This is a genomic window from Brucella anthropi (assembly GCF_046630315.1).
GTDB classification, from domain to species: Bacteria; Pseudomonadota; Alphaproteobacteria; order Rhizobiales; family Rhizobiaceae; genus Brucella; species Brucella anthropi_A.
Genome location: NZ_LQBD01000006.1, coordinates 84,066 through 104,625, shown reverse-complemented (window position 1 = coordinate 104,625; position 20,560 = coordinate 84,066). Strand labels below are relative to the sequence as shown.

Sequence of the window (20,560 nt, the reverse complement as noted above, 5' to 3'; positions counted from 1 at the left end):
TTGTCAGCAGCCTGAGCCGGGCAAAAGCCCGGCTCCTCATTTCCATATCCGCCCCTAACCGATGAGAGCCTTGACGGCTGCGATTGCGTCCGCCGCCTTCGCGCCATCAGGGCCACCGGCCTGCGCCATGTCCGGGCGACCGCCGCCGCCTGCGCCTCCAAGCGCGGCCGAAGCTGCGCGGACCAGATCGACCGCGCTGAAACGGCCGACCAGATCCTCCGTCACGGCAGCGACAGCACTGGCCTTGTTATCTTCGCCAACGCCGATGAACAGCACCACGCCCGAGCCGACCTGCTTCTTGCCTTCATCGGCAAGCGGCTTCAGATCGCGTGGGGAAACGCCGGTCACGACCTTGCCGAGGAAATTGACGCCATTGACGGCTTCCACGGCGCTGCCGCCCTCGGCCGAACCGCCGCCAAGCGCCAGCTTCTTGCGGGCATCGGCAAGCTCGCGTTCGAGCTTCTTGCGTTCGTCGAGCAGCGCATTGACCCGCTCCAGTGCTTCCGACGGCGTGGTCTTCAATGCACCGGCAATGGCCTTTACGCGCTCGTCCTGCTCTTCGAGATAAAGACGTGCCGCCTCGCCGGTCAGCGCTTCCATGCGGCGAACACCGGCGGCAACCGCCCCTTCCGAGACGATGCGGACAAGGCCGATATCGCCGGTCTGGCGCACATGCGTGCCGCCGCAAAGTTCGACCGAATAGGCCTTGCCTTCCTTCGGACCATGCTTGGCGGTGCCCATGGAAACGACGCGCACTTCATCGCCGTATTTCTCGCCGAACAATGCCATGGCGCCTTCGGCAATGGCATCGTCCACGGCCATCAGGCGCGTGCTGACGGGCGCATTCTGCAGAATGATTTCATTGGCGAGGCTTTCCACCTGCGTCAGTTCTTCAGCCGAAATCGGCTTCGGATGCGAAAAGTCGAAGCGCAGACGATCCGGTGCAACGAGCGAGCCCTTCTGGGCGACATGGCTGCCCAGCGTTTCCCGCAGCGCCTCATGCAGAAGATGCGTCGCCGAATGGTTGGAGCGAATGCGCGTGCGGCGCGCCGAATCCACTTTCAGCTCTACCGCATCGCCGTTCTTCGCGGTTCCCTTGGTGACTTCGCCGATGTGAACGAAGACGCCCTCGCCCTTCTTCTGGGTATCCTTGATGGCGATGACAAAGCCTTCACCGGAAATCGTGCCGGTATCGCCCTGCTGGCCGCCGGATTCGCCATAAAACGGAGTCTGATTGACCACCACCGAAACAGCATCGCCCTCGGCAGCGGACTGCACTTCCCCGCCGTCGCGGACAAGCGCCGTAATGACGCCTTCGGCAATCTCGGTTTCGTATCCAAGGAATTCGGTCGCGCCGACCTTGTCCTTGATGCCGAACCAGATGGTCTCGGTTGCAGCTTCACCCGAGCCTGCCCAGTTGGCGCGCGCTTCGGCCTTCTGGCGCTCCATGGCCGCGCTGAAGCCCTCCGTATCGACGGCAATGCCGCGCTGGCGCAGCGCATCCTGCGTCAGATCGAGCGGGAAACCGTATGTATCGTAAAGCTTGAAGGCGGTTTCACCGTCGAGGCAATCACCTTCGACCAGATTTTCCGTCGCATCTGACAGAAGGCCAAGACCGCGATCGAGCGTCTTGCGGAAACGGGTTTCCTCAAGCTTGAGCGTTTCCGAGATCAGCGCATCGGCGCGGATCAGTTCCGGATAGGCCTGTCCCATTTCGCGGATCAGGGCGGGCAGCAGGCGCCACATCAGCGGCTCTTTTGCGCCCAACAGCTGCGCGTGGCGCATTGCGCGGCGCATGATGCGGCGCAGCACATAGCCGCGACCTTCATTGGACGGCAGCACGCCATCGGCGATCAGGAAGCTCGAAGCGCGCAGGTGATCGGCGATCACGCGGTGGCTGGCGCGGAATTCGCCCTCGGCCTTCACGCCGGTCGCTTCTTCCGAAGCGCGGATCAAGGCCTTGAAGAGATCGATATCGTAATTGTCATGCACACCCTGCAACACCGCAGCGACGCGCTCCAGCCCCATGCCGGTGTCGATGGACGGACGCGGCAGGTCGATACGCTGTTCAGGCGTCACCTGCTCGAACTGCATGAAAACGAGGTTCCAGATTTCAATGAAACGGTCCCCGTCTTCGTCGGCCGATCCGGGAGGGCCGCCCCAGATATGATCGCCGTGGTCGAAGAAGATTTCCGAGCATGGTCCGCAAGGCCCGGTATCGCCCATGGCCCAGAAATTGTCGCTGGTGGCAATGCGGATGATGCGGTCGTCGGAAAGACCGGCGATCTTCTTCCAGTAATTCGCGGCGTCATCATCCGTGTGATAGACGGTAACGAGCAGCTTGTCCTTCGGAAGGCCGAATTCCTTCGTGATCAGGTTCCAGGCGAAGCTGATGGCATCTTCCTTGAAATAGTCGCCGAAGGAGAAATTGCCCAGCATTTCAAAGAAAGTGTGGTGGCGCGCAGTATAGCCGACATTGTCCAGATCGTTATGCTTGCCCCCGGCGCGAACGCATTTCTGCGAGGTGGTCGCGCGATTGTAGGAGCGATGTTCAAGACCGGTAAAAACGTTCTTGAACTGCACCATGCCCGCATTGGTGAACATCAGCGTCGGGTCGTTGCGCGGAACGAGCGGGCTCGATGGAACGACCTCATGCCCGTTCTTGCGGAAATAGTCGAGGAATGTGGACCTTATCTCGTTGACGCCAGCCATAAGTCACCCTTGGGCTTTTTTGCCCTGCACGGATGCAGCTTCGCGGGAAGCCGCATCAATTGTCCTGTTCAAACTCCCACAGTCGCCAAGGGTCGTCGAAGGCCCGAGGCTCTCCCGCACTGCGGGGACGTGAAGTGGAGTTTTCGGTTGACCGCTTTTAACGGTGCCTTGCTTTTCTGTCCAGATAACTACGCTGCGCTATAAAAGCAATTTCTGCCGGACGACGATAAAAGCAGGCGCGAAAATCGCCCATTTCCACTTTGCAGGCCCCCCCCCGCAGAATAAAGCCCCATGCGCTTGCACGGGGCTTCGATAATGCATCGGATATTGGCGATCCTACATCTCGGCAGCGTCGCCGACATCGTCTTCCGGTCCGCCATCTTCGAGGAATTGCTCGGCAATCAGACCGGCATTCTGGCGCAACGTCGTCTCGATCTCGCGGGCGACTTCCGGATTGTCCTTGAGAAACTGCTTGGCGTTTTCACGGCCCTGCCCCAATCGCTGGGAATTATATGAGAACCACGCGCCGGACTTCTCGACAACACCGGCTTTCACGCCAAGATCGACCAGCTCACCGGTCTTGGAAACACCAGCCCCGTACATGATGTCGAATTCGACCTGCTTGAAGGGCGGTGCAAGCTTGTTCTTGACCACCTTCACGCGGGTCTGGTTGCCCACGACCTCGTCACGTTCCTTGATCGAACCGATGCGGCGGATATCGAGACGAACCGAGGCATAGAACTTGAGCGCGTTACCGCCGGTCGTCGTTTCCGGCGAACCGAACATGACGCCGATCTTCATGCGGATCTGGTTGATGAAGATCACCATGCAGTTCGAACGCGAGATCGACGCGGTCAACTTGCGCAGCGCCTGGCTCATGAGACGCGCCTGGAGGCCAGGCAGGGAGTCGCCCATCTCGCCTTCGATTTCGGCACGCGGCGTCAAGGCTGCGACGGAGTCGACCACCAGAACGTCGATAGCGCCCGAGCGCACCAGCGTGTCGGTAATTTCAAGCGCCTGCTCACCGGTATCAGGCTGTGAAATCAGCAGATTTTCAAGATCGACACCCAGCTTGCGCGCATAGACCGGATCAAGCGCATGTTCCGCGTCGACGAATGCGCAGATACCGCCCTTCTTCTGTGCTTCCGCAATCGTGTGCAGCGCCAGCGTGGTCTTGCCGGAGCTTTCCGGCCCGTAAATCTCGACAATACGTCCCTTGGGCAAGCCACCGACGCCGAGCGCGATGTCCAGAGAAAGCGAGCCGGTCGGAACGGTTTCGATTTCAATTACCGGGGCATTTTTCCCCAGGCGCATGATCGAGCCCTTGCCGAATGCCCGTTCGATTTGCGACAGCGCCGCATCGAGAGCCTTAGTCTTGTCCACTGAATTTTCCTCAACAAGTCGCAATGAATTCTGAGACATCTTACACCATCCCCTTGTCTCGCTAGAAGCCCGGCAGGCTCGTTGCCACGATCTATTTGTATCCCTTTTGTTCTCATTTGGCAATAAGACTAACTCATTGATTATAAAGAATTTCGTATTTTTGTTCTATAATCGTTCTCTAACATCAGCGATTACGAAAATAATGAAACTATCCACCAGTTAACCGAATTCAAACCAAACCGCGGGGGCGGACGATTCGCCCAAACAGGCAAAAACGCAGCCCTTCTTTCGAAGGACTGCGTTTTTGCGGTGACTGAATGTGCGAAATGGAATCAGCTGGCGGCGCGAAGCGGCGAAATCTGGATTTCCACGCGACGGTTCTGCGCACGGCCTTCCGGCGTTGCGTTGGTGGCAACCGGCTGGCTTGCCCCATAGCCGATGACGGCAAAGCGGCGCGGGTCGATGCCCTGCGAACCGAGATAGCTTGCAACCGAAGCGGCGCGGCGCTGCGAGAGGCCCTGATTGTAGCTGGCGCTGCCGGTCGAATCGGTATGGCCGTAAACGTCCACGAGGGTCTGGTTGAACTTGCGCAGCACGATCGCAACGGAATTGAGCGTCGGATAGAACTGGCTCTTCACCTGGTCCTGATCGGTATCGAAAGTGATGCTCGAAGGCATGTTCAGGATGATCTGGTCGCCATTGCGGGTCACGGACACGCCGGTGCCCTGCAACTGCGCGCGAAGTTCGTTTTCCTGACGATCCATGTAATTGCCGATGGCGCCGCCGCCGAGCGCGCCGATACCGGCACCGATCAAGACGGCATTGCGCTGCGCGCGGCTGGAACCGCCGACCATCAAGCCGCCGAGTGCGCCCACAGCCGCGCCCAGCGCAGCACCGCCGGCGGTGTTCGACATCTTCTGTTCCCCCGTATAGGGATCAGTGGTGCAGCCAGCCAGAAATGTGGCGGCGAAAAGGGCAATACCGATCTTCTTCAGCATGGAATGGTCATCCTCAATTAGCGAATCCGCTCGCATAATAATATCGATTAAGGCCGGAAGGTGTCACAAATCTGCATGAAACCGGCCTTTCGCGTTTTAACGGACGCCGCCGCAACGGCGCAGCTGCACGGCATAACGATTGGCCATGGATTGGGCGCGTTTCGCGCCATTGAGCGCCGTTGCATTGCCGCGCCAGGCACCGCGCGCATAGCCGCCATGTCCCGAATAGTAAGCAAGATAAAGGCTGTAGGCATCGGCACGATTGATGCCGTTCTTCAGATAGCTTTGATAGTGATACCAGCCGATGAAATGGACGGCGTCTGCAAAATTGGTGCGCGATGCGGTCCAGCGGCCTGTTTCCCGCTTGTAACGGTTCCAGGTGCCGTTCAGCGCCTGCGAATAACCATAGGCGCTGGAAGGCCGTTTCCATGGAATGATCCAGAGAATCTTGGTGCGCGGCGGGCGGGCATAGGGCCGGAAGCCGGATTCGGTATAGATCGTGGCCATCAGAACCGGAACCGGCACCCCGAACTCGCGTGAAACCCGCGTGGCAGCCGTCTGCCAGTTATTGAACCATCCGTCGCGTTGATCGAAGACCGCACATACATTGTTGACCTGCCGTGGGGCGGTCGCACAGCCTCCAAGGATCACGAGCGCGACGAGAAACAAAACGCGCATCATGGAAAACCTCGTCTCTTTGCAAAAATTGATAAAGCGTAAAGATTAAAAAGACCTTTCCAGAGCATTTCCAGCAAAAGTGTGAAACGGTTTTGCGTGAGGATAATGCGACAAAACAAATAGTTAGAGCGGTTCCGACGATTCCGTTTAAACCGGAACCGCTCTAACGATGGGTCGGCGGTTCCCGACCGCTTCAAACCCTGCGTGAAGGCGCAAAACAAAAGCCGCCCAAGGCGATGCAGGCGGCTCAAACTGTGGATGAATGTGGATAACTATGGGGATAGAACGTTTCCATCAAAAGCGAGCCCGCTCCAGACGTCAGCGTCGTCCCTGACGCTCCTGCCGCAGCCGCGCCCAATAGTCCAGGCGCTTGCGAATATCCCGCTCGAAACCCCGCTCCGGCGGATCGTAGAATTTCTGCCTGCCCATGCTTTCCGGAAAGTAATCCTGCCCCGAAAAGGCGTCGGGCTGGTCATGGTCGTAAGCGTAGCCCTCGCCATACCCCTCATTCTTCATCAGCTTGGTCGGCGCGTTGAGAATATGCTTCGGCGGCAGAAGCGAACCGTTTTCCTTCGCGGCGCGCATCGAGGCTTTATAGGCCACATAGACGGCGTTCGACTTCGGGGCCGTCGCGAGATAGACGCAGGCCTGCGCCAGCGCCAGCTCCCCTTCCGGCGAGCCCAGATAGTCATAGGCGTCCTTGGCGGCATTGCAGACGACCAGGGCCTGCGGATCGGCAAGGCCAATGTCTTCCACCGCCATGCGCACGAGGCGTCGTCCAAGATATAGCGGATCTTCGCCCGCATCGAACATACGGGAAAGATAATAGAGCGCCGCGTCGGGGTCCGACCCCCGCACGGATTTATGCAGCGCCGAAATGAGATTGTAATGCCCGTCCTGGCCCTTGTCATAGACCGGAGCCCGGCGCTGCACGACATCCTGCAACTTTTCCGCGGTAAAGATTTCGCCGGGACGCGCCGCACGCCAGACTTCTTCGGCAAGTGTCAAAGCCGCGCGCCCATCGCCATCAGCCATGCGAATGAGGCTTGCCCGCGCCTCCTCATCGAGCGGCAAAGGCCGCTCCTCCTGCTCTTCGGCACGGGCCAGAAGCGTTGCAATGCTCGTCCCGTCATGCGGATGAAAAGTCAGCACCCTCGCCCGCGACAAAAGAGCGGCATTGAGTTCGAAAGACGGGTTTTCCGTCGTGGCGCCGATCAGAATAACGGTGCCGTCTTCCATGACCGGCAGAAAACTATCCTGCTGGGCGCGATTGAAGCGATGAATCTCATCCACGAAAAGCAGCGTCTGCCGCCCCGACATGCGCCGCGCGCGGGCCGCTTCAAAAACCTTCTTGAGATCGGCAACACCGGAGAAGATCGCGGAAATCTGTTCAAACGCCAGATCGGTCTCGCCCGCCAGCAGGCGGGCAACAGTCGTCTTGCCGGTGCCCGGAGGCCCCCAGAAGATCATGGAGCCGAGCGAACCGGAGGCAATCATGCGCGTCAGCACGCCTTCAGGGCCGGTCAGATGCTCCTGACCGGTCACTTCCGACAAATGCCTGGGGCGCAGGCGGTCAGCAAGCGGCCGATTGCGGTCCGCATTGGGATCAGCCGCTGCTGAAAAAAGGTCGCTCATTTACTTGCTCTATCACAAAACTGATGCCGCTTCAGGCATAATGCGACCCGAAGCGGCATGCAACTTTCGGCGCTATGCCGGCACCCGTTTTAACGCACAAACTGGCGCAACAGCGTTCCGTTGCGCTCCACCTCAAGCCGCCAGGCAAGACCGCGTCCTGCGTCCAGTACGGCAGTCATATCGCCCACCGTGCGGATTGGATTGCCGTTGATGCTGCGAACAATGTCACCGGGGCGCAATCCAAGCCTTGCCGCCGGCGAGCCGGAATAGACATCGACAACGGCCACCCCCCGGCTATCGCGCTTGAGACGCAGTTTTGCCGCCGTCGAAGGCGTGAGTTCCAGCACGGAGGCGCCCGCAAAGGGATTATCGCCCTCAATGACCTGCGGCGCGGTTTCCTTGACTTCAGGCGCCTTGGAAAGCTTCACCGGGATGGTCTGGTTCTTGCCATTGCGCATGACTTCGACCGATACGGTACTGCCAATGCCCGCCGTCGACAGGCGATAACCGAGCACATCCTGATTATCGACGCGAACACCCTGAACGGACAGGACCACATCGCCAATTTTCAGCCCGGCGGCCTGCGCCGGTCCGCCTTTTGCGATCGCGGTAATCAGGGCTCCGTAAGGCTTTTCCATGCCGAGTCCTTCGGCCAGATCGGCGGTCACGCCCTGGAAAGTCGCGCCGATATAGGGGCGCTCGAAGCTTGTGCTGCCGTTTCGCGCCGCCTCGACAACGGCGCGAACCATATTCGACGGAATAGCAAAGCCGATCCCGACCGAGCCGCCCGAGCGCGAATAGATGGCTGTATTGATACCGATCAGCCGCCCGCGCATGTCGATCAATGCGCCGCCGGAGTTGCCGGGATTGATGGCGGCATCCGTCTGGATGAAGAAATCGAAATCGGAAATGCCGACCTGTGTGCGCGACTGCGCCGACACGATACCGCTCGTCACGGTCTGCCCGACGCCGAAAGGATTGCCGACGGCCAGCACCAGATCGCCGACCTCGACATCGTCGGAATTGCCGAGCCCCAGTACCGGAAACTTGTCCTTGGCTTCGATTTTCAGAACGGCAAGATCCGTGGTTTCATCGCGCAGAAGCAGTTTGCTTTCAAACTCGCGACCATCCGACAGGGCAACCTTGATCTCATCGGCATCCTTGATGACGTGATTGTTAGTCACGACAATGCCCGAACTGTCGACGATCACCCCGGAACCGAGCGATTGCTGGATGCGTGGTTTGCTTTCGCCAAACTGCCGCCCGAAGAACTGCTCGAAGAACGGATCGCCCGCGAATGGCGAACGCGCCTGCACCTGACGCGCGGCATAGACGTTCACAACGGCGGGAGTGGTTTCCTTCACGAGCGGCGCGAAGGACAACTGCATATCGGCCCGGCTGAGCGGTATCTGCTTTTGCGCCGGCGCTGCCTGCGCCATGGCGGACGGCACGGCCAGTCCGATGGATGCCACGACAAGACCCATTATACCCAAACGTCGCCAATTCATGCACATACTCCGTCTATCAAGCTTGCTGCCGCTTCCGGGGAAGCATGCAGGACTCGATCTTGAATGTAGCCAAGTGAGGACAAGGATAAAGGGCCAGATTGTGACCTTGGCGAGCAAACCGGCAATTTTTCGTGAACCGCCCGCATAGGAATGACCGGAACATGGCGAGCGCAAATAAAAAGGGCCGCACAAGGCGACCCTTTTTGACAATCGGAAATAGCGCAGATTACGCTGCGTCTGCTTCAGCGGCCTGTTCGGCTTCGACGCGGGCGCGGTCAGCCTTGCCCTTTGCATCGACGTCGCGTTCCACGAATTCGACAACGGCCAGAGGCGCATTGTCGCCAGCGCGGAAGCCAGCCTTCATGATGCGGATATAGCCGCCGTTGCGGGTTGCATAGCGAGCAGCCAACGTATCGAACAGCTTTGCGACGAGCTTGACGTCGCGAATAGCCGAGATAGCCTGACGGCGGGCATGCAGATCGCCGCGCTTGCCGAGCGTGACAAGCTTTTCAACGATCGGGCGAATTTCCTTAGCTTTTGGAAGCGTCGTCACAATCTGCTCGTGTTCGATAAGCGAAGCAGCCATGTTGGCGAACATCGCCTTGCGATGCGAGGCAGTGCGGTTCAGCTTACGGTATCCGTTACCGTGACGCATGAGCCTTCTCCTTAATTAGTTCTAGCCGGATTGCCGGTCTCATTTTCGTTTTACGCATTATCCGACGCGAAACCGCTTCGCACTTTCGCTGGAAATGCTGGTCTTTAATTCAAGCATTATCCCGCGCGAAACCGCTTCGCACTTTCGCTGGAAATGCTTAGTATTGGTCTTCGTAGCGCTTTGCGAGATCTTCGATGTTTTCCGGCGGCCAGGACGGGATTTCCATACCGAGATGGAGACCCATCGATGCCAGAACTTCCTTGATCTCGTTGAGCGACTTGCGGCCGAAATTCGGAGTCCGCAGCATCTCGGCTTCCGTCTTCTGGATCAGATCGCCGATATAGACGATGTTGTCGTTCTTCAGGCAGTTTGCCGAACGGACGGACAGTTCGAGCTCGTCCACCTTCTTGAGCAGAGCCGGGTTGAAAGCCAGTTCCGCAACCTGTTCCTGCGGAGCTTCCTTCTGCGGCTCTTCGAAGTTGACGAAGATCGCCAGCTGGTCCTGGAGAATACGGGCAGCATAGGCCACTGCGTCTTCACCCGTAACCGAGCCGTTTGTCTCGATGTTCAGCGTCAGCTTGTCATAATCGAGAACCTGACCTTCACGGGTGTTCTCGATCTTGTACGACACCTTGCGAACCGGGGAGTAGAGGCTGTCGACCGGGATAAGCCCGATCGGAGCGTCTTCCGCGCGGTTGCGGTCGGCAGGCACATAGCCCTTGCCGGTATTGACGGTGAATTCCATGCGGATTTCAGCGCCTTCGTCCAGCGTGCAGATGACGTGATCCGGGTTGAGGATCTCGACATCGCCGACGGTCTGAATGTCGCCGGCCGTAACGACGCCTGGGCCTTCCTTGCGGACGACCATGCGCTTCGGGCCCTCGCCTTCCATGCGGATGGCGATTTCCTTGACGTTCAGAACGATATCCGTCACGTCTTCGCGGACGCCCGGAATCGAAGAGAATTCATGCAGAACGCCATCGATCTGGATAGCGGTCACGGCAGCGCCGCGCAGCGACGACAGAAGCACGCGACGCAGAGCATTGCCGAGCGTCAGGCCAAAGCCGCGTTCCAGCGGTTCGGCAACGACGGTTGCATGCGTGCGGGAGCCGTTGGTGATGAAATCCACCTTGTTCGGCTTGATGAGTTCCTGCCAGTTCTTCTGGATCATGTAAGTATCCCTCTATCAATCGTCACTACCATCCTATCGTAGCGATCAAGTGAAGAAACCGCAGAGGAACCCCGAACTTGAAAAGCCCGAGGCTCATACGGCATGTGAACGAGGATTAGACCCGGCGCTTCTTGCGCGGACGGCAGCCATTGTGCGGGATCGGCGTAACATCGCGGATCGACGTGATCACAAAGCCGGCAGCCTGAAGGGCGCGCAGCGCGGATTCACGGCCAGAGCCCGGTCCGCAAACCTCGACTTCGAGGGAGCGCATGCCATGTTCCTGCGCCTTCTTGGCGCAATCTTCGGCAGCGATCTGAGCGGCGAACGGGGTCGACTTACGCGAACCCTTGAAACCCTGGGCACCGGCAGACGACCAGGCAATCGCATTGCCCTGAGCATCCGTGATGGTGATCATGGTGTTGTTGAACGTCGAATTGACGTGGGCAACGCCCGACGAGATGTTTTTACGCTCGCGACGGCGAACGCGCGTGGCTTCCTTGGCCATGACAGTCCTTTCAATCGATCTCTACACCGCCGTAATTCCAGCGGCTACACCGGTCCCAAGAAAAGGACCAGCATCAAACCCAACCGGCGCACCGGAAAGGCCCGACGGAACATGCGTTCCGTCGAAATTACTTCTTCTTGCCTGCGATTGCCTTCGCCGGACCCTTGCGGGTGCGTGCGTTGGTGTGCGTGCGCTGACCGCGAACCGGCAGCGAACGGCGATGACGCAGACCGCGGTAGCAGCCCAGGTCCATCAGGCGCTTGATGTTCATCGAAACTTCACGACGCAGATCGCCTTCGACCTGGTAGTCAGCATCGATTGCTTCGCGGATCTGAAGGACTTCAGCATCCGACAGCTGGTTCACGCGACGATCATCGGCAATGCCGACCTTCGTTACGATTTCCCGAGCAAATTTCGGTCCGATCCCGTGGATGTACTGAAGCGCAATAACAACGCGCTTGTTCGTCGGGATGTTGACGCCAGCGATACGTGCCACGTCTGTTCTCCTTGAGTTATAAAAAATTCCATCTGGCAGATGCGATCAACCAGACAGCATTAAACGACCGGTACCGGCCTCTTTCGATTTCCGCCGCTACCCGCCATTCAAAACCAGTTGAAGTGGCGCAGTCTTTGACGGAATCGCCCGAAAAAGTCAACTCTTAAACGTTCGTAAAGCCATGAAACCCGGCCAACGGACGAATCAATCAACTTCTGGAAGCAATAAACGGGCAGAAAATGCTTCACGCTTTCCCTGCCCGTATTGGATCGAGGCTTCTTCAAGCCCCTTCATTTCTCATGCCGGCCAATCAGGCTGGAACAAGGATTCGCTCGATTTCAGCGGTGACTTCCTCAACCGGCGCCATGCCATTGATGACGCGCAGTTCGCCGGTTCCGGCATAATAGCTCGAAAGCGGCGCGGTCTTTTCGCGGTATTCCACAAGACGCTTGCGGAAAGCCTCCGGATTGTCGTCCGAGCGGACCTGACCGCCCTTGGCAATCGTTTCGGCCACGCGGCTTTCCATCCGCTTGACGAGAGCATTCTCATCGACCTTCAGTTCGATGACCGCATCGAGCTTCAGGCCCTTACCCGCCAGCATCACGCCCAGAGCCTGGGCTTGCGGCACGGTGCGCGGATAACCGTCAAGGATGAAACCGTTCGCGCAGTCGGGAGCGTCGATCCGCTCCGAAACGATCTGGTTCACGATCTCATCGGAAACCAGTTGCCCCGCGTCCATCACGGCCTTGGCGCGCTTCCCGATTTCGCTCTGCTGGGCGACGGCTGCACGCAGCATGTCGCCGGTCGAGAGCTGAGGAATTCCATGCTTCTTGGTAAGAAGTCCAGCCTGCGTCCCCTTACCTGCTCCGGGCGGCCCAAGAAGTATCAGTCTCATCTATTACGTTTCCCACCTCTGAGTTTGGACTTCTTGATCAGCCCTTCATACTGATGGGCGATCAGATGCCCCTGAATTTGCGCAACCGTGTCGAGCGTCACGCTCACGACGATCAGCAGCGAGGTGCCACCAAGATAGAACGGCACACCGGTTGCGGAAATCAGGAATTCCGGCAGGAGACAGACAAGCACGATATAGATGGCGCCGACAACAGTGATGCGTGTCAGCACATAGTCTATATATTCGGCGGTGCGCTCACCCGGACGAATGCCCGGAATAAAGCCGGAATGCTTCTTGAGCTGGTCAGCGGTGTCCTTGGGATTGAACACGATGGCCGTATAGAAGAAGCAGAAGAATGCCATCAATGCGGCGTAGAACAGCATATAGAGCGGCTGTCCATGACCGAGCGCATTGAGAATGGTGGTCGCCCAGGCAGGCATTTCCGTCGTATTGGCGAAGCCTGCAACCGTCGCCGGCAAAAGCAGCAGCGACGAGGCGAAGATCGGCGGGATGACGCCCGCGGTGTTGAGCTTCAGCGGCAGATGCGACGTGTCGCCCTGGAACATGCGGTTGCCGACCTGACGCTTCGGATACTGGATCAGAAGACGGCGCTGCGCGCGCTCGACAAAAACGATGACCGCGATCAGCACGATGGCAAGAACGATGACGCCCAGAATAAGGCCGGTCGACAGGGCGCCGGTGCGGCCCAGTTCCAGCGTGCCGGAAATGGCGTGCGGCAGGTTGGCGACGATGCCGGAGAAGATGATCAGCGAAATGCCGTTGCCGATGCCGCGCGCCGTGATCTGCTCACCGAGCCACATCAGGAACATCGTGCCGCCGACGAGCGTAATCACCGACGAAACAATGAAGAACGGCCCCGGATTGGTGACAATGCCGTTGCCGGACTGCAAGCCGACCGAAATCGCATAGGCCTGCACGAGCGCCAGAAGCACCGTGCCGTAACGCGTATACTGATTGATGATCTTGCGGCCCGCCTCGCCTTCCTTCTTCAGCGCTTCAAGCGACGGCACGACCGACGTCATGAGCTGCACGATGATGGAGGCAGAAATATAGGGCATGATGCCGAGCGCGAAGATGGCCATACGGCCGACGGCGCCACCGGCGAACATGTTGAAGAGCCCGAGCACACCCTGGCTATGCTGCTGGAAAGCCTGCGCAAGCGCGTCAGGATTGATGCCGGGAAGCGGAATATAGGTGCCGAACCGGTATACGAGCAAAGCACCCAGCGTGAACCAGATGCGCTTCTTGAGTTCTTCTGCCTTCGAGAAAGCCGAAAAATTGAGATTGGAAACTAGCTGTTCAGCAGCCGATGCCATTAAATTTCTCCGGTGAAAAGTCTCCGGTCCTCCGCCCCCGAAAGCGCAATCCACACCGGTCGCACCTTGAGACTAAAAAGACCCTACCCAGATATGCGCATTGGCATAAATGTGCAAGCGGCGGCACAAAGGCCGCCGCTTTTTATTTTGGTATCGAAGCCTTATTCGGCAGCGGCTTCGGGAAGCTTGATGCTGCCGCCGGCCTTTTCGATCTTTTCGACCGCAGCCTTGGAAGCACCGGCTACCTCGAAGGCAACCTTTGCCTTCAGTTCGCCGTCCGAAAGGATGCGAACACCGTCCTTGGCGCGGCGAATCACGCCGGCAGCCTTCAGCGAATCGAGGTTCACAACAGCCTTGGCGTCGAGCTTGCCTGCATCGATAGCGGCCTGGATACGGCCGAGCGACACAACATTGAAGCTCTTTGCGAAGATGTTGGTGAAGCCGCGCTTCGGCAGACGGCGGTAGATTGGCATCTGGCCGCCTTCGAAGCCATTGATCGAGACGCCCGAACGGGACTTCTGACCCTTGACGCCGCGACCACCGGTTTTGCCGGTGCCCGAACCGATACCGCGGCCGACGCGCTTGCGTGCCTTGACCGAACCTGGCTTGTCACGCAGATCGTTGAGTTTCATATCTCTGTCTCCCTGCGCTATCACGCCTCGTCCACAACGCGAACGAGGTGTGGAAGCTTGGCGATCATGCCACGGACTGCCGGAGTATCTTCCAGCGTGCTGCGGCGGTGCATTTTGTTAAGACCCAGACCGATCAGCGTTGCGCGCTGTTCGGCTGGACGACGGATTGGGCTTCCGATCTGCTCGACCGTAACCGTCTTGCCCTTCTTCTCAGCCATCACTCAAATTCCTTGTCTATGGCGTATCCGGCGGCCTTTTTACCGCAGTTCCAAACGCAAAACCGTTTCACACTTTTGCTTGGAACCGCGCGGCCCCGGACTAACACAAACTATCGGCTATTCTTCCGAACCGACCACATCATGGCGGCGAGCCTGAAGGGTCGAGTACTTGATGCCGCGCTGTGCAGCGATGTCCTTCGGATGCATCTGATGCTTCAGAGCATCGAACGTCGCACGAACCATGTTGTAAGGGTTCGACGAACCGAGCGACTTGGCGACAACGTCCTGAACGCCGAGCGTTTCGAACACTGCACGCATCGGACCACCGGCGATGATACCCTTACCGGCAGGGGCTGCGCGAAGCAGAACCTTGCCGGCGCCGTGACGGCCTTCGACATCGTGATGCAGCGTACGGCCCGAACGCAGCGGTACGAAGATCATGTCGCGCTTGGCAGCTTCGGTCGCCTTGCGGATGGCTTCCGGCACTTCACGTGCCTTGCCATGACCGAAGCCGACGCGGCCCTTCTGATCGCCGACAACGACGAGCGCAGCAAAACCGAAGCGGCGGCCGCCCTTGACGACCTTGGCAACACGGTTGATGTGAACGAGCTTGTCGACGAATTCGCTGTCGCGCTCCTCACGGCCGCGATCTTCGCGGTTACGTTCTCTCTGTGCCATATCCTGATTTCCTTTTTCTTTTCCGGAAGCACAAATGCTAATTAGAAGCTAAGGCCGCTTTCGCGAGCTGCTTCGGCGAGAGCCTTCACGCGGCCGTGGTAAATGAATGCACCACGGTCGAACACCACGTCCTTGACGCCAGCCTTGACGGCGCGCTCAGCAACCAGCTTGCCGACGGCAGCGGCTGCTGCGGAATCGGCTCCGGTCTTGAGCTTGCCCTTGAGGTCGCCGTCCAGCGTCGAAGCGGCCGCGAGCGTAACGCCGCGGACGTCGTCGATGATCTGGGCGTAGATGTTCTTGGAAGAACGGTGCACGCTGAGACGCGGACGGCCATTGGCGACAGCCTTGACCTGGCGGCGTACACGAGCAGCGCGACGCTGCAAAGTTTCTTTTGGCGATGCCATGACGCGCTTCCCTTACTTCTTCTTGCCTTCTTTGCGGACGATTTTCTCGCCAGCATACTTGACGCCCTTGCCCTTGTAAGGCTCGGGGCCGCGATATTCGCGGATCTCAGCCGCGACCTGACCGACCTGCTGCTTGTCGATGCCAGAGACGACGATTTCCGTCGGCTTGGGAACAGCAACCGTGATGCCGGCAGGCACGTCGTAGACCACTTCATGGCTGAAGCCGAGCGAAAGCTGCAGGTTCTTGCCCTGCATGGCAGCGCGGTAACCGACGCCGCTGATTTCGAGCTTCTTCTCGAAGCCGTCCTTCACGCCAACAAAGATGTTGGAGATCATCGTGCGGGACATGCCCCACTTCGAACGAGCTTCCTTCGACTGGTCGCGCGGATCGACGCGGACAGCGCCGTCTTCCATCTTGACCAGAACTTCATCGTGCACGACGAAGGAGAGTTCACCCTTCGCGCCCTTGGCCTTGACGATCTGCCCATCAACACTGGCGGTCACGCCTGCCGGGACCGGCACGGGTTTTTTACCGATACGAGACATTTTGATACCTGTCTTTTATCTGTTCGCTGTCAACCGCATCAGAAGATGCGGCAGAGCAGCTCACCACCAACGTTTTGTTCACGGGCTTCATGATCCGCCATCACGCCCTTCGGCGTGGAGAGGATCGAGATGCCGAGGCCGTTCGCGACCTGCGGGATCGACTTGACCGACACGTAGACGCGACGGCCAGGCTTCGATACGCGGCTGATCTCACGGATAACCGGAACACCTTCATAGTACTTCAGCTCGATTTCGATCTCGGCCTTGCCGTTTTCGAATTCGCTCTGCGTGTAACCGCGGATGTAACCTTCAGCCTGAAGGACATCGAGAACGCGAGCGCGCAGCTTGGAAGCCGGGGTCGTAACCTTGGTCTTCTTGCGGCCTACTGCGTTGCGGATACGGGTCAGCATATCGCCGAGAGGATCTGACACAGACATATGCTACTCCTTACCAGCTCGACTTGACGATGCCCGGAATCTGACCGAGCGAACCCAACTGACGCAGCGCAATACGCGACATCTTCAGTTTACGGTAATAACCACGCGGACGGCCCGAAACTTCGCAACGATTGCGAATACGAACCTTCGATGAATTGCGCGGCAGTTCGGCAAGCCGGATAGTGGCGCGGAAGCGCTCCTCCAGCGGAAGGCCCTGATCCATGACGATCGCCTTCAGACGTGCACGCTTGCCAGCGTGACGCTTAACCAACTTTTCGCGGCGCTTGTTTTTTTCGACTGCGCTAGTCTTGGCCATATTAATATACCTCGCTACGCTTGCCGTTACTGCCGGAAGGGGAAGTTGAATGCACGCAGAAGAGCGCGCGCTTCATCATCCGTCTTGGCGGTCGTGCAAACGATGATGTCCATGCCCCAGATTTGATCAACCTTATCGTAGTTGATTTCCGGAAACACGATGTGCTCCTTGATGCCCATGGCATAGTTGCCGCGGCCGTCAAAGCTCTTCGGGTTCAGGCCGCGGAAGTCGCGGACGCGAGGAAGAGCGATCGTGACAAGACGATCAAGGAATTCGTACATGCGGTCCTGGCGAAGGGTAACCTTCGTGCCGATCGGCATGCCTTCACGCAACTTGAACGTTGCGATCGAGTTACGGGCGCGGGTCACGACGGCCTTCTGGCCGGCGATCTGGCTGAGGTCTTCAGCGGCAATCGCAGGCTTCTTGGAATCGCCCGTGGCTTCGCCGACGCCCATGTTGAGGACAACCTTGGTGATGCGCGGAATCTGCATCTCGTTGTCGTATTTGAATTCTTCAAGCAGAGCCTTACGAATGTTTTCATTGTAAAGCTTCTTGAAGCGGGGAAGTGCCTTAGCTTCAGCCATCGATCAGCGCTCCAGAACGTTTTGCGACACGAACCTTCTTGCCGTCCTCGACGCGGAAACCGACGCGGGTCGGCTTGCCGTCCTTGGGGTCAGCAATTGCCAGGTTGGACAGGTGGATCGGCGCTTCCTTGGAGATGATGCCGGCTTCCTGTGTCTGGGTCTGACGCTGATGACGCTTCACGATGTTGATACCGCGAACGAGCGCCTGCTCGTCCTTCGGCATAACCTTGAGAACTTCGCCCTTACGGCCCTTGTCCTTACCGGACAGCACGACAACGCTGTCGCCTTTGCGAATCTTCTGCATCGTCTTGCTTCCTTACAGAACTTCCGGAGCCAGCGAGATGATCTTCATGTGGTTCTTTGCGCGGAGTTCGCGCGGAACCGGTCCGAAGATACGCGTGCCGATCGGCTCTTTCTTGTTATCGATGAGAACGGCTGCATTGTTATCGAAACGAATAACGCTGCCGTCCGGACGACGGATATCCTTGGCGGTGCGTACAACAACCGCCTTCATCACGTCACCCTTTTTGACGCGGCCGCGCGGAATAGCTTCCTTGATCGACACCACAATGATGTCGCCAACGGAAGCGTAACGCCGCTTCGAGCCGCCCAGCACCTTGATGCACATGACACGACGTGCGCCGGAATTATCCGCCACGTCGAGGTTTGTTTGCATCTGAATCATGACTGGCCGCCTTCTTTCCTCTCAGCTGGTTAAGGGCTCCTGCCCTACCTAAGCTGCGTGTTTATAATTTAGCCTGCTGCTTCGTTCGTGAGAACGACCCAGCGTTTGTCCTTCGAGATCGGAGCCGATTCCTGGATGGAAACGAGATCACCAACCTTGAACTGGTTGTTTTCGTCATGCGCCTTGTACTTCTTCGACTGACGCACGGTCTTCTGGAGGAGCGGATGCGAATAGCGGCGCTCAACCTTGACCACAACAGTCTTGTCATTCTTGTCGCTGACGACAACGCCCTGCAGAACGCGTTTAGGCATTATATTTTTCCTTATGCCTTGCTTGCGGCCGCCTTCTGGCGGGCAATAGTCTTGATACGCGCAATGTCGCGGCGAACCTGCTTCACGCGCGCGGTTTTTTCGAGCTGGCCGGTTGCCTTCTGGAAGCGCAGGTTGAACTGCTCTTTCTTCAGGGTGCCCAGCTCGTCATTCAGTTGATCGAGGCTTTTCGCCCGAACGTCTGCGGCTTTCATAGTTGCCTCTCCTTATTCAGCAATGCGCTGGATAAAGCGCGTCTTGATCGGCAACTTTGCTGCGCCGAGTCTGAGGGCTTCGCGTGCCACATCTTCGGGTACGCCGTCAAGCTCAAACATCACGCGACCTGGTGCCACACGGCATGCCCAGTAGTCAACCGAACCCTTACCTTTACCCATACGGACTTCGGTAGGCTTCGAAGTAACCGGCAGGTCAGGGAAGATGCGGATCCACACGCGGCCCGCACGCTTCATGTGGCGGGTGATCGCGCGGCGAGCCGCTTCGATCTGACGTGCGGTGACGCGTTCAGGCTCAAGAGCCTTCAGACCGAAAGCACCGAAATTCAGATCCGTGCCGCCTTTCGAGTTGCCGTGGATACGGCCCTTGAACTGCTTGCGGAACTTGGTGCGCTTAGGCTGCATCATTGTTCTCTACTCCAAATTTCTCGCCCGCGGCCCGCTTTTTAAGCGTTTTCGCGGCGGCGGTTCGACGAGGAACCCTGATTGTCACCCTCGACCGAACGACGCTCGGAAGCCATCGGGTCGTGTTCAAGGATCTCGCCCTTGAAGACCCAGACCTTCACGCCGCAGATACCATAGGCGGTCTTCGCTTCTGCCGTGCCGTAGTCGATATCGGCGCGCAGCGTGTGAAGCGGAACGCGGCCTTCACGGTACCATTCCATGCGAGCGATTTCCGCGCCGCCCAGACGACCCGAGCAGTTGATACGGATGCCTTCGGCTCCAAGACGCATTGCCGACTGAACGGCACGCTTCATGGCGCGACGGAATGCCACACGGCGTTCGAGCTGCTGAGCGATCGACTGGGCGATCAGCGTCGCGTCGATTTCCGGCTTGCGAACTTCGACGATGTTGAGCGACGTATCGGCATTGGTCATCTCGGAAAGCTTCTTGCGGAGCTTTTCGATGTCTGCACCCTTCTTGCCGATGATGATGCCCGGACGAGCCGAATGGATCGTCACGCGGCACTTCTTGTGCGGACGCTCGATCACGATCTTGGAGATCGCGGCCTGCTTGAGTTCCTCGGTGAGGAATTCGCGGATCTTGACATCTTCATGCAGCAGCTTGCCGTACTCGCCGGTATTCGCGTACCAACGCGAATCCCAAGTACGGTTGATGCCGAGACGAAGACCGATCGGATTAATCTTCTGACCCATTATGCGGCCTCCCCTTTTTCCGCGACTTCGCGGACAACAATGGTGAGATGCGAAAACGGCTTCTCGATACGACTCGCGCGGCCACGGCCACGGACGTGGAAGCGCTTCATGACGATCGACTTGCCCACATAGGCTTCGGCGACGATCAGGGAATCGACGTCGAGGTCATGGTTGTTTTCGGCGTTCGCAATAGCGGACTGGAGCGTCTTCTTGACCGTATCGGCGATCCGCTTGCGCGAGAACGTCAGATCGGCAAGAGCCGCATTCACCTTCTTGCCGCGGATCATGCTCGCAACAAGGTTCAGCTTCTGCGGGCTGACGCGCAGCGTACGGGCAACAGCTTGCGCTTCGTTGTCCTTGAGCTGACGGGGAGCTTTAGCCTTGCCCAT

27 protein-coding genes are annotated in these 20,560 nt (G+C 58.4%); all 27 read right to left on the bottom strand.

The genetic code is table 11. The annotated features are described in order from the left end of the window. Window positions 1–54 precede the first annotated feature (54 nt). A complete protein-coding gene (alaS, locus tag AVM02_RS04645; protein ID WP_411505824.1) occupies window positions 55–2,712 on the bottom strand; it encodes an alanine--tRNA ligase in 2,658 nt (885 codons plus the stop codon). Window positions 2,713–3,048: 336 nt separating this feature from the next. Next, window positions 3,049–4,134: a recombinase RecA gene (gene recA / locus AVM02_RS04640; protein WP_411505823.1), complete on the bottom strand. Its 1,086-nt coding sequence runs from the start codon at window positions 4,132–4,134 to the stop codon at window positions 3,049–3,051. A 293-nt stretch (window positions 4,135–4,427) separates the two neighbouring features. Further along, window positions 4,428–5,093, bottom strand: a complete 666-nt coding sequence (locus tag AVM02_RS04635) for an OmpA family protein (RefSeq protein WP_411505822.1) — start codon at window positions 5,091–5,093, stop codon at window positions 4,428–4,430. Window positions 5,094–5,189: 96 nt separating this feature from the next. Continuing rightward, complete coding sequence (locus AVM02_RS04630) at window positions 5,190–5,774, bottom strand: transglycosylase SLT domain-containing protein (protein WP_411505821.1); 585 nt, start codon at window positions 5,772–5,774, stop codon at window positions 5,190–5,192. Between the two features lie 315 nt (window positions 5,775–6,089). Continuing rightward, on the bottom strand, window positions 6,090–7,406 hold the full coding sequence (locus AVM02_RS04625; protein ID WP_411505820.1) for a replication-associated recombination protein A: 1,317 nt from the start codon (window positions 7,404–7,406) through the stop codon (window positions 6,090–6,092). A gap of 89 nt (window positions 7,407–7,495) precedes the next feature. Next, window positions 7,496–8,914 (bottom strand): DegQ family serine endoprotease, encoded by a 1,419-nt coding sequence (locus AVM02_RS04620; protein ID WP_411505819.1) that lies wholly within the window; start codon window positions 8,912–8,914, stop codon window positions 7,496–7,498. Between the two features lie 226 nt (window positions 8,915–9,140). Further along, complete coding sequence (gene rplQ / locus AVM02_RS04615; protein ID WP_006467000.1) at window positions 9,141–9,569, bottom strand: 50S ribosomal protein L17; 429 nt, start codon at window positions 9,567–9,569, stop codon at window positions 9,141–9,143. 157 nt (window positions 9,570–9,726) lie between these two features. Further along, window positions 9,727–10,740, bottom strand: a complete 1,014-nt coding sequence (locus AVM02_RS04610; protein ID WP_122001593.1) for a DNA-directed RNA polymerase subunit alpha — start codon at window positions 10,738–10,740, stop codon at window positions 9,727–9,729. A gap of 115 nt (window positions 10,741–10,855) precedes the next feature. Continuing rightward, entirely contained in the window at window positions 10,856–11,245 is a 390-nt protein-coding gene (gene rpsK / locus AVM02_RS04605) for a 30S ribosomal protein S11 (RefSeq protein ID WP_002964339.1), read from the bottom strand. Window positions 11,246–11,372: 127 nt separating this feature from the next. Beyond that, the gene (rpsM, locus tag AVM02_RS04600; protein ID WP_006467002.1) at window positions 11,373–11,741 is read right to left on the bottom strand and encodes a 30S ribosomal protein S13; all 369 of its coding nucleotides are present in this window, start codon (window positions 11,739–11,741) and stop codon (window positions 11,373–11,375) included. A 310-nt stretch (window positions 11,742–12,051) separates the two neighbouring features. After that, window positions 12,052–12,636: an adenylate kinase gene (locus AVM02_RS04595; RefSeq protein WP_411505818.1), complete on the bottom strand. Its 585-nt coding sequence runs from the start codon at window positions 12,634–12,636 to the stop codon at window positions 12,052–12,054. Further along, a complete protein-coding gene (gene secY / locus AVM02_RS04590) occupies window positions 12,633–13,973 on the bottom strand; it encodes a preprotein translocase subunit SecY (RefSeq protein WP_411505817.1) in 1,341 nt (446 codons plus the stop codon). The genes AVM02_RS04595 and secY overlap by 4 nt, the downstream gene beginning before the upstream one ends. A 161-nt stretch (window positions 13,974–14,134) precedes the next feature. Next, window positions 14,135–14,605 carry a 50S ribosomal protein L15 gene (gene rplO / locus AVM02_RS04585; RefSeq protein WP_002964343.1) on the bottom strand — a complete coding sequence of 157 codons (471 nt, stop codon included), beginning with the start codon at window positions 14,603–14,605 and terminating at the stop codon, window positions 14,135–14,137. 20 nt (window positions 14,606–14,625) lie between these two features. Then, on the bottom strand, window positions 14,626–14,823 hold the full coding sequence (gene rpmD / locus AVM02_RS04580) for a 50S ribosomal protein L30 (RefSeq protein ID WP_002967737.1): 198 nt from the start codon (window positions 14,821–14,823) through the stop codon (window positions 14,626–14,628). A gap of 117 nt (window positions 14,824–14,940) precedes the next feature. After that, window positions 14,941–15,501 (bottom strand): 30S ribosomal protein S5, encoded by a 561-nt coding sequence (rpsE, locus tag AVM02_RS04575; RefSeq protein ID WP_006467009.1) that lies wholly within the window; start codon window positions 15,499–15,501, stop codon window positions 14,941–14,943. Between the two features lie 41 nt (window positions 15,502–15,542). Continuing rightward, window positions 15,543–15,905: a 50S ribosomal protein L18 gene (gene rplR, locus AVM02_RS04570; RefSeq protein ID WP_006467011.1), complete on the bottom strand. Its 363-nt coding sequence runs from the start codon at window positions 15,903–15,905 to the stop codon at window positions 15,543–15,545. Between the two features lie 12 nt (window positions 15,906–15,917). Continuing rightward, on the bottom strand, window positions 15,918–16,451 hold the full coding sequence (rplF, locus tag AVM02_RS04565) for a 50S ribosomal protein L6 (protein WP_411505816.1): 534 nt from the start codon (window positions 16,449–16,451) through the stop codon (window positions 15,918–15,920). 38 nt (window positions 16,452–16,489) lie between these two features. Continuing rightward, window positions 16,490–16,888 (bottom strand): 30S ribosomal protein S8, encoded by a 399-nt coding sequence (gene rpsH, locus AVM02_RS04560; RefSeq protein WP_411505815.1) that lies wholly within the window; start codon window positions 16,886–16,888, stop codon window positions 16,490–16,492. Window positions 16,889–16,898: 10 nt separating this feature from the next. Continuing rightward, window positions 16,899–17,204, bottom strand: a complete 306-nt coding sequence (gene rpsN / locus AVM02_RS04555) for a 30S ribosomal protein S14 (protein WP_104756407.1) — start codon at window positions 17,202–17,204, stop codon at window positions 16,899–16,901. A gap of 26 nt (window positions 17,205–17,230) precedes the next feature. Further along, window positions 17,231–17,788 (bottom strand): 50S ribosomal protein L5, encoded by a 558-nt coding sequence (gene rplE, locus AVM02_RS04550; protein ID WP_100650252.1) that lies wholly within the window; start codon window positions 17,786–17,788, stop codon window positions 17,231–17,233. Further along, the gene (rplX, locus tag AVM02_RS04545) at window positions 17,781–18,092 is read right to left on the bottom strand and encodes a 50S ribosomal protein L24 (protein WP_006467020.1); all 312 of its coding nucleotides are present in this window, start codon (window positions 18,090–18,092) and stop codon (window positions 17,781–17,783) included. The genes rplE and rplX overlap by 8 nt, the downstream gene beginning before the upstream one ends. Window positions 18,093–18,104: 12 nt before the next feature. Beyond that, window positions 18,105–18,473, bottom strand: a complete 369-nt coding sequence (gene rplN / locus AVM02_RS04540) for a 50S ribosomal protein L14 (protein ID WP_004683923.1) — start codon at window positions 18,471–18,473, stop codon at window positions 18,105–18,107. 68 nt (window positions 18,474–18,541) lie between these two features. Continuing rightward, entirely contained in the window at window positions 18,542–18,784 is a 243-nt protein-coding gene (rpsQ, locus tag AVM02_RS04535) for a 30S ribosomal protein S17 (protein WP_010659919.1), read from the bottom strand. Between the two features lie 11 nt (window positions 18,785–18,795). Then, on the bottom strand, window positions 18,796–18,996 hold the full coding sequence (gene rpmC, locus AVM02_RS04530) for a 50S ribosomal protein L29 (RefSeq protein WP_006467022.1): 201 nt from the start codon (window positions 18,994–18,996) through the stop codon (window positions 18,796–18,798). A gap of 12 nt (window positions 18,997–19,008) precedes the next feature. Further along, the gene (gene rplP / locus AVM02_RS04525; protein ID WP_002964355.1) at window positions 19,009–19,422 is read right to left on the bottom strand and encodes a 50S ribosomal protein L16; all 414 of its coding nucleotides are present in this window, start codon (window positions 19,420–19,422) and stop codon (window positions 19,009–19,011) included. A gap of 38 nt (window positions 19,423–19,460) precedes the next feature. After that, complete coding sequence (gene rpsC, locus AVM02_RS04520; RefSeq protein WP_411505814.1) at window positions 19,461–20,171, bottom strand: 30S ribosomal protein S3; 711 nt, start codon at window positions 20,169–20,171, stop codon at window positions 19,461–19,463. Next, entirely contained in the window at window positions 20,171–20,560 is a 390-nt protein-coding gene (rplV, locus tag AVM02_RS04515) for a 50S ribosomal protein L22 (RefSeq protein WP_010659918.1), read from the bottom strand. Before rplV ends, rpsC begins: the two co-directional genes overlap by 1 nt.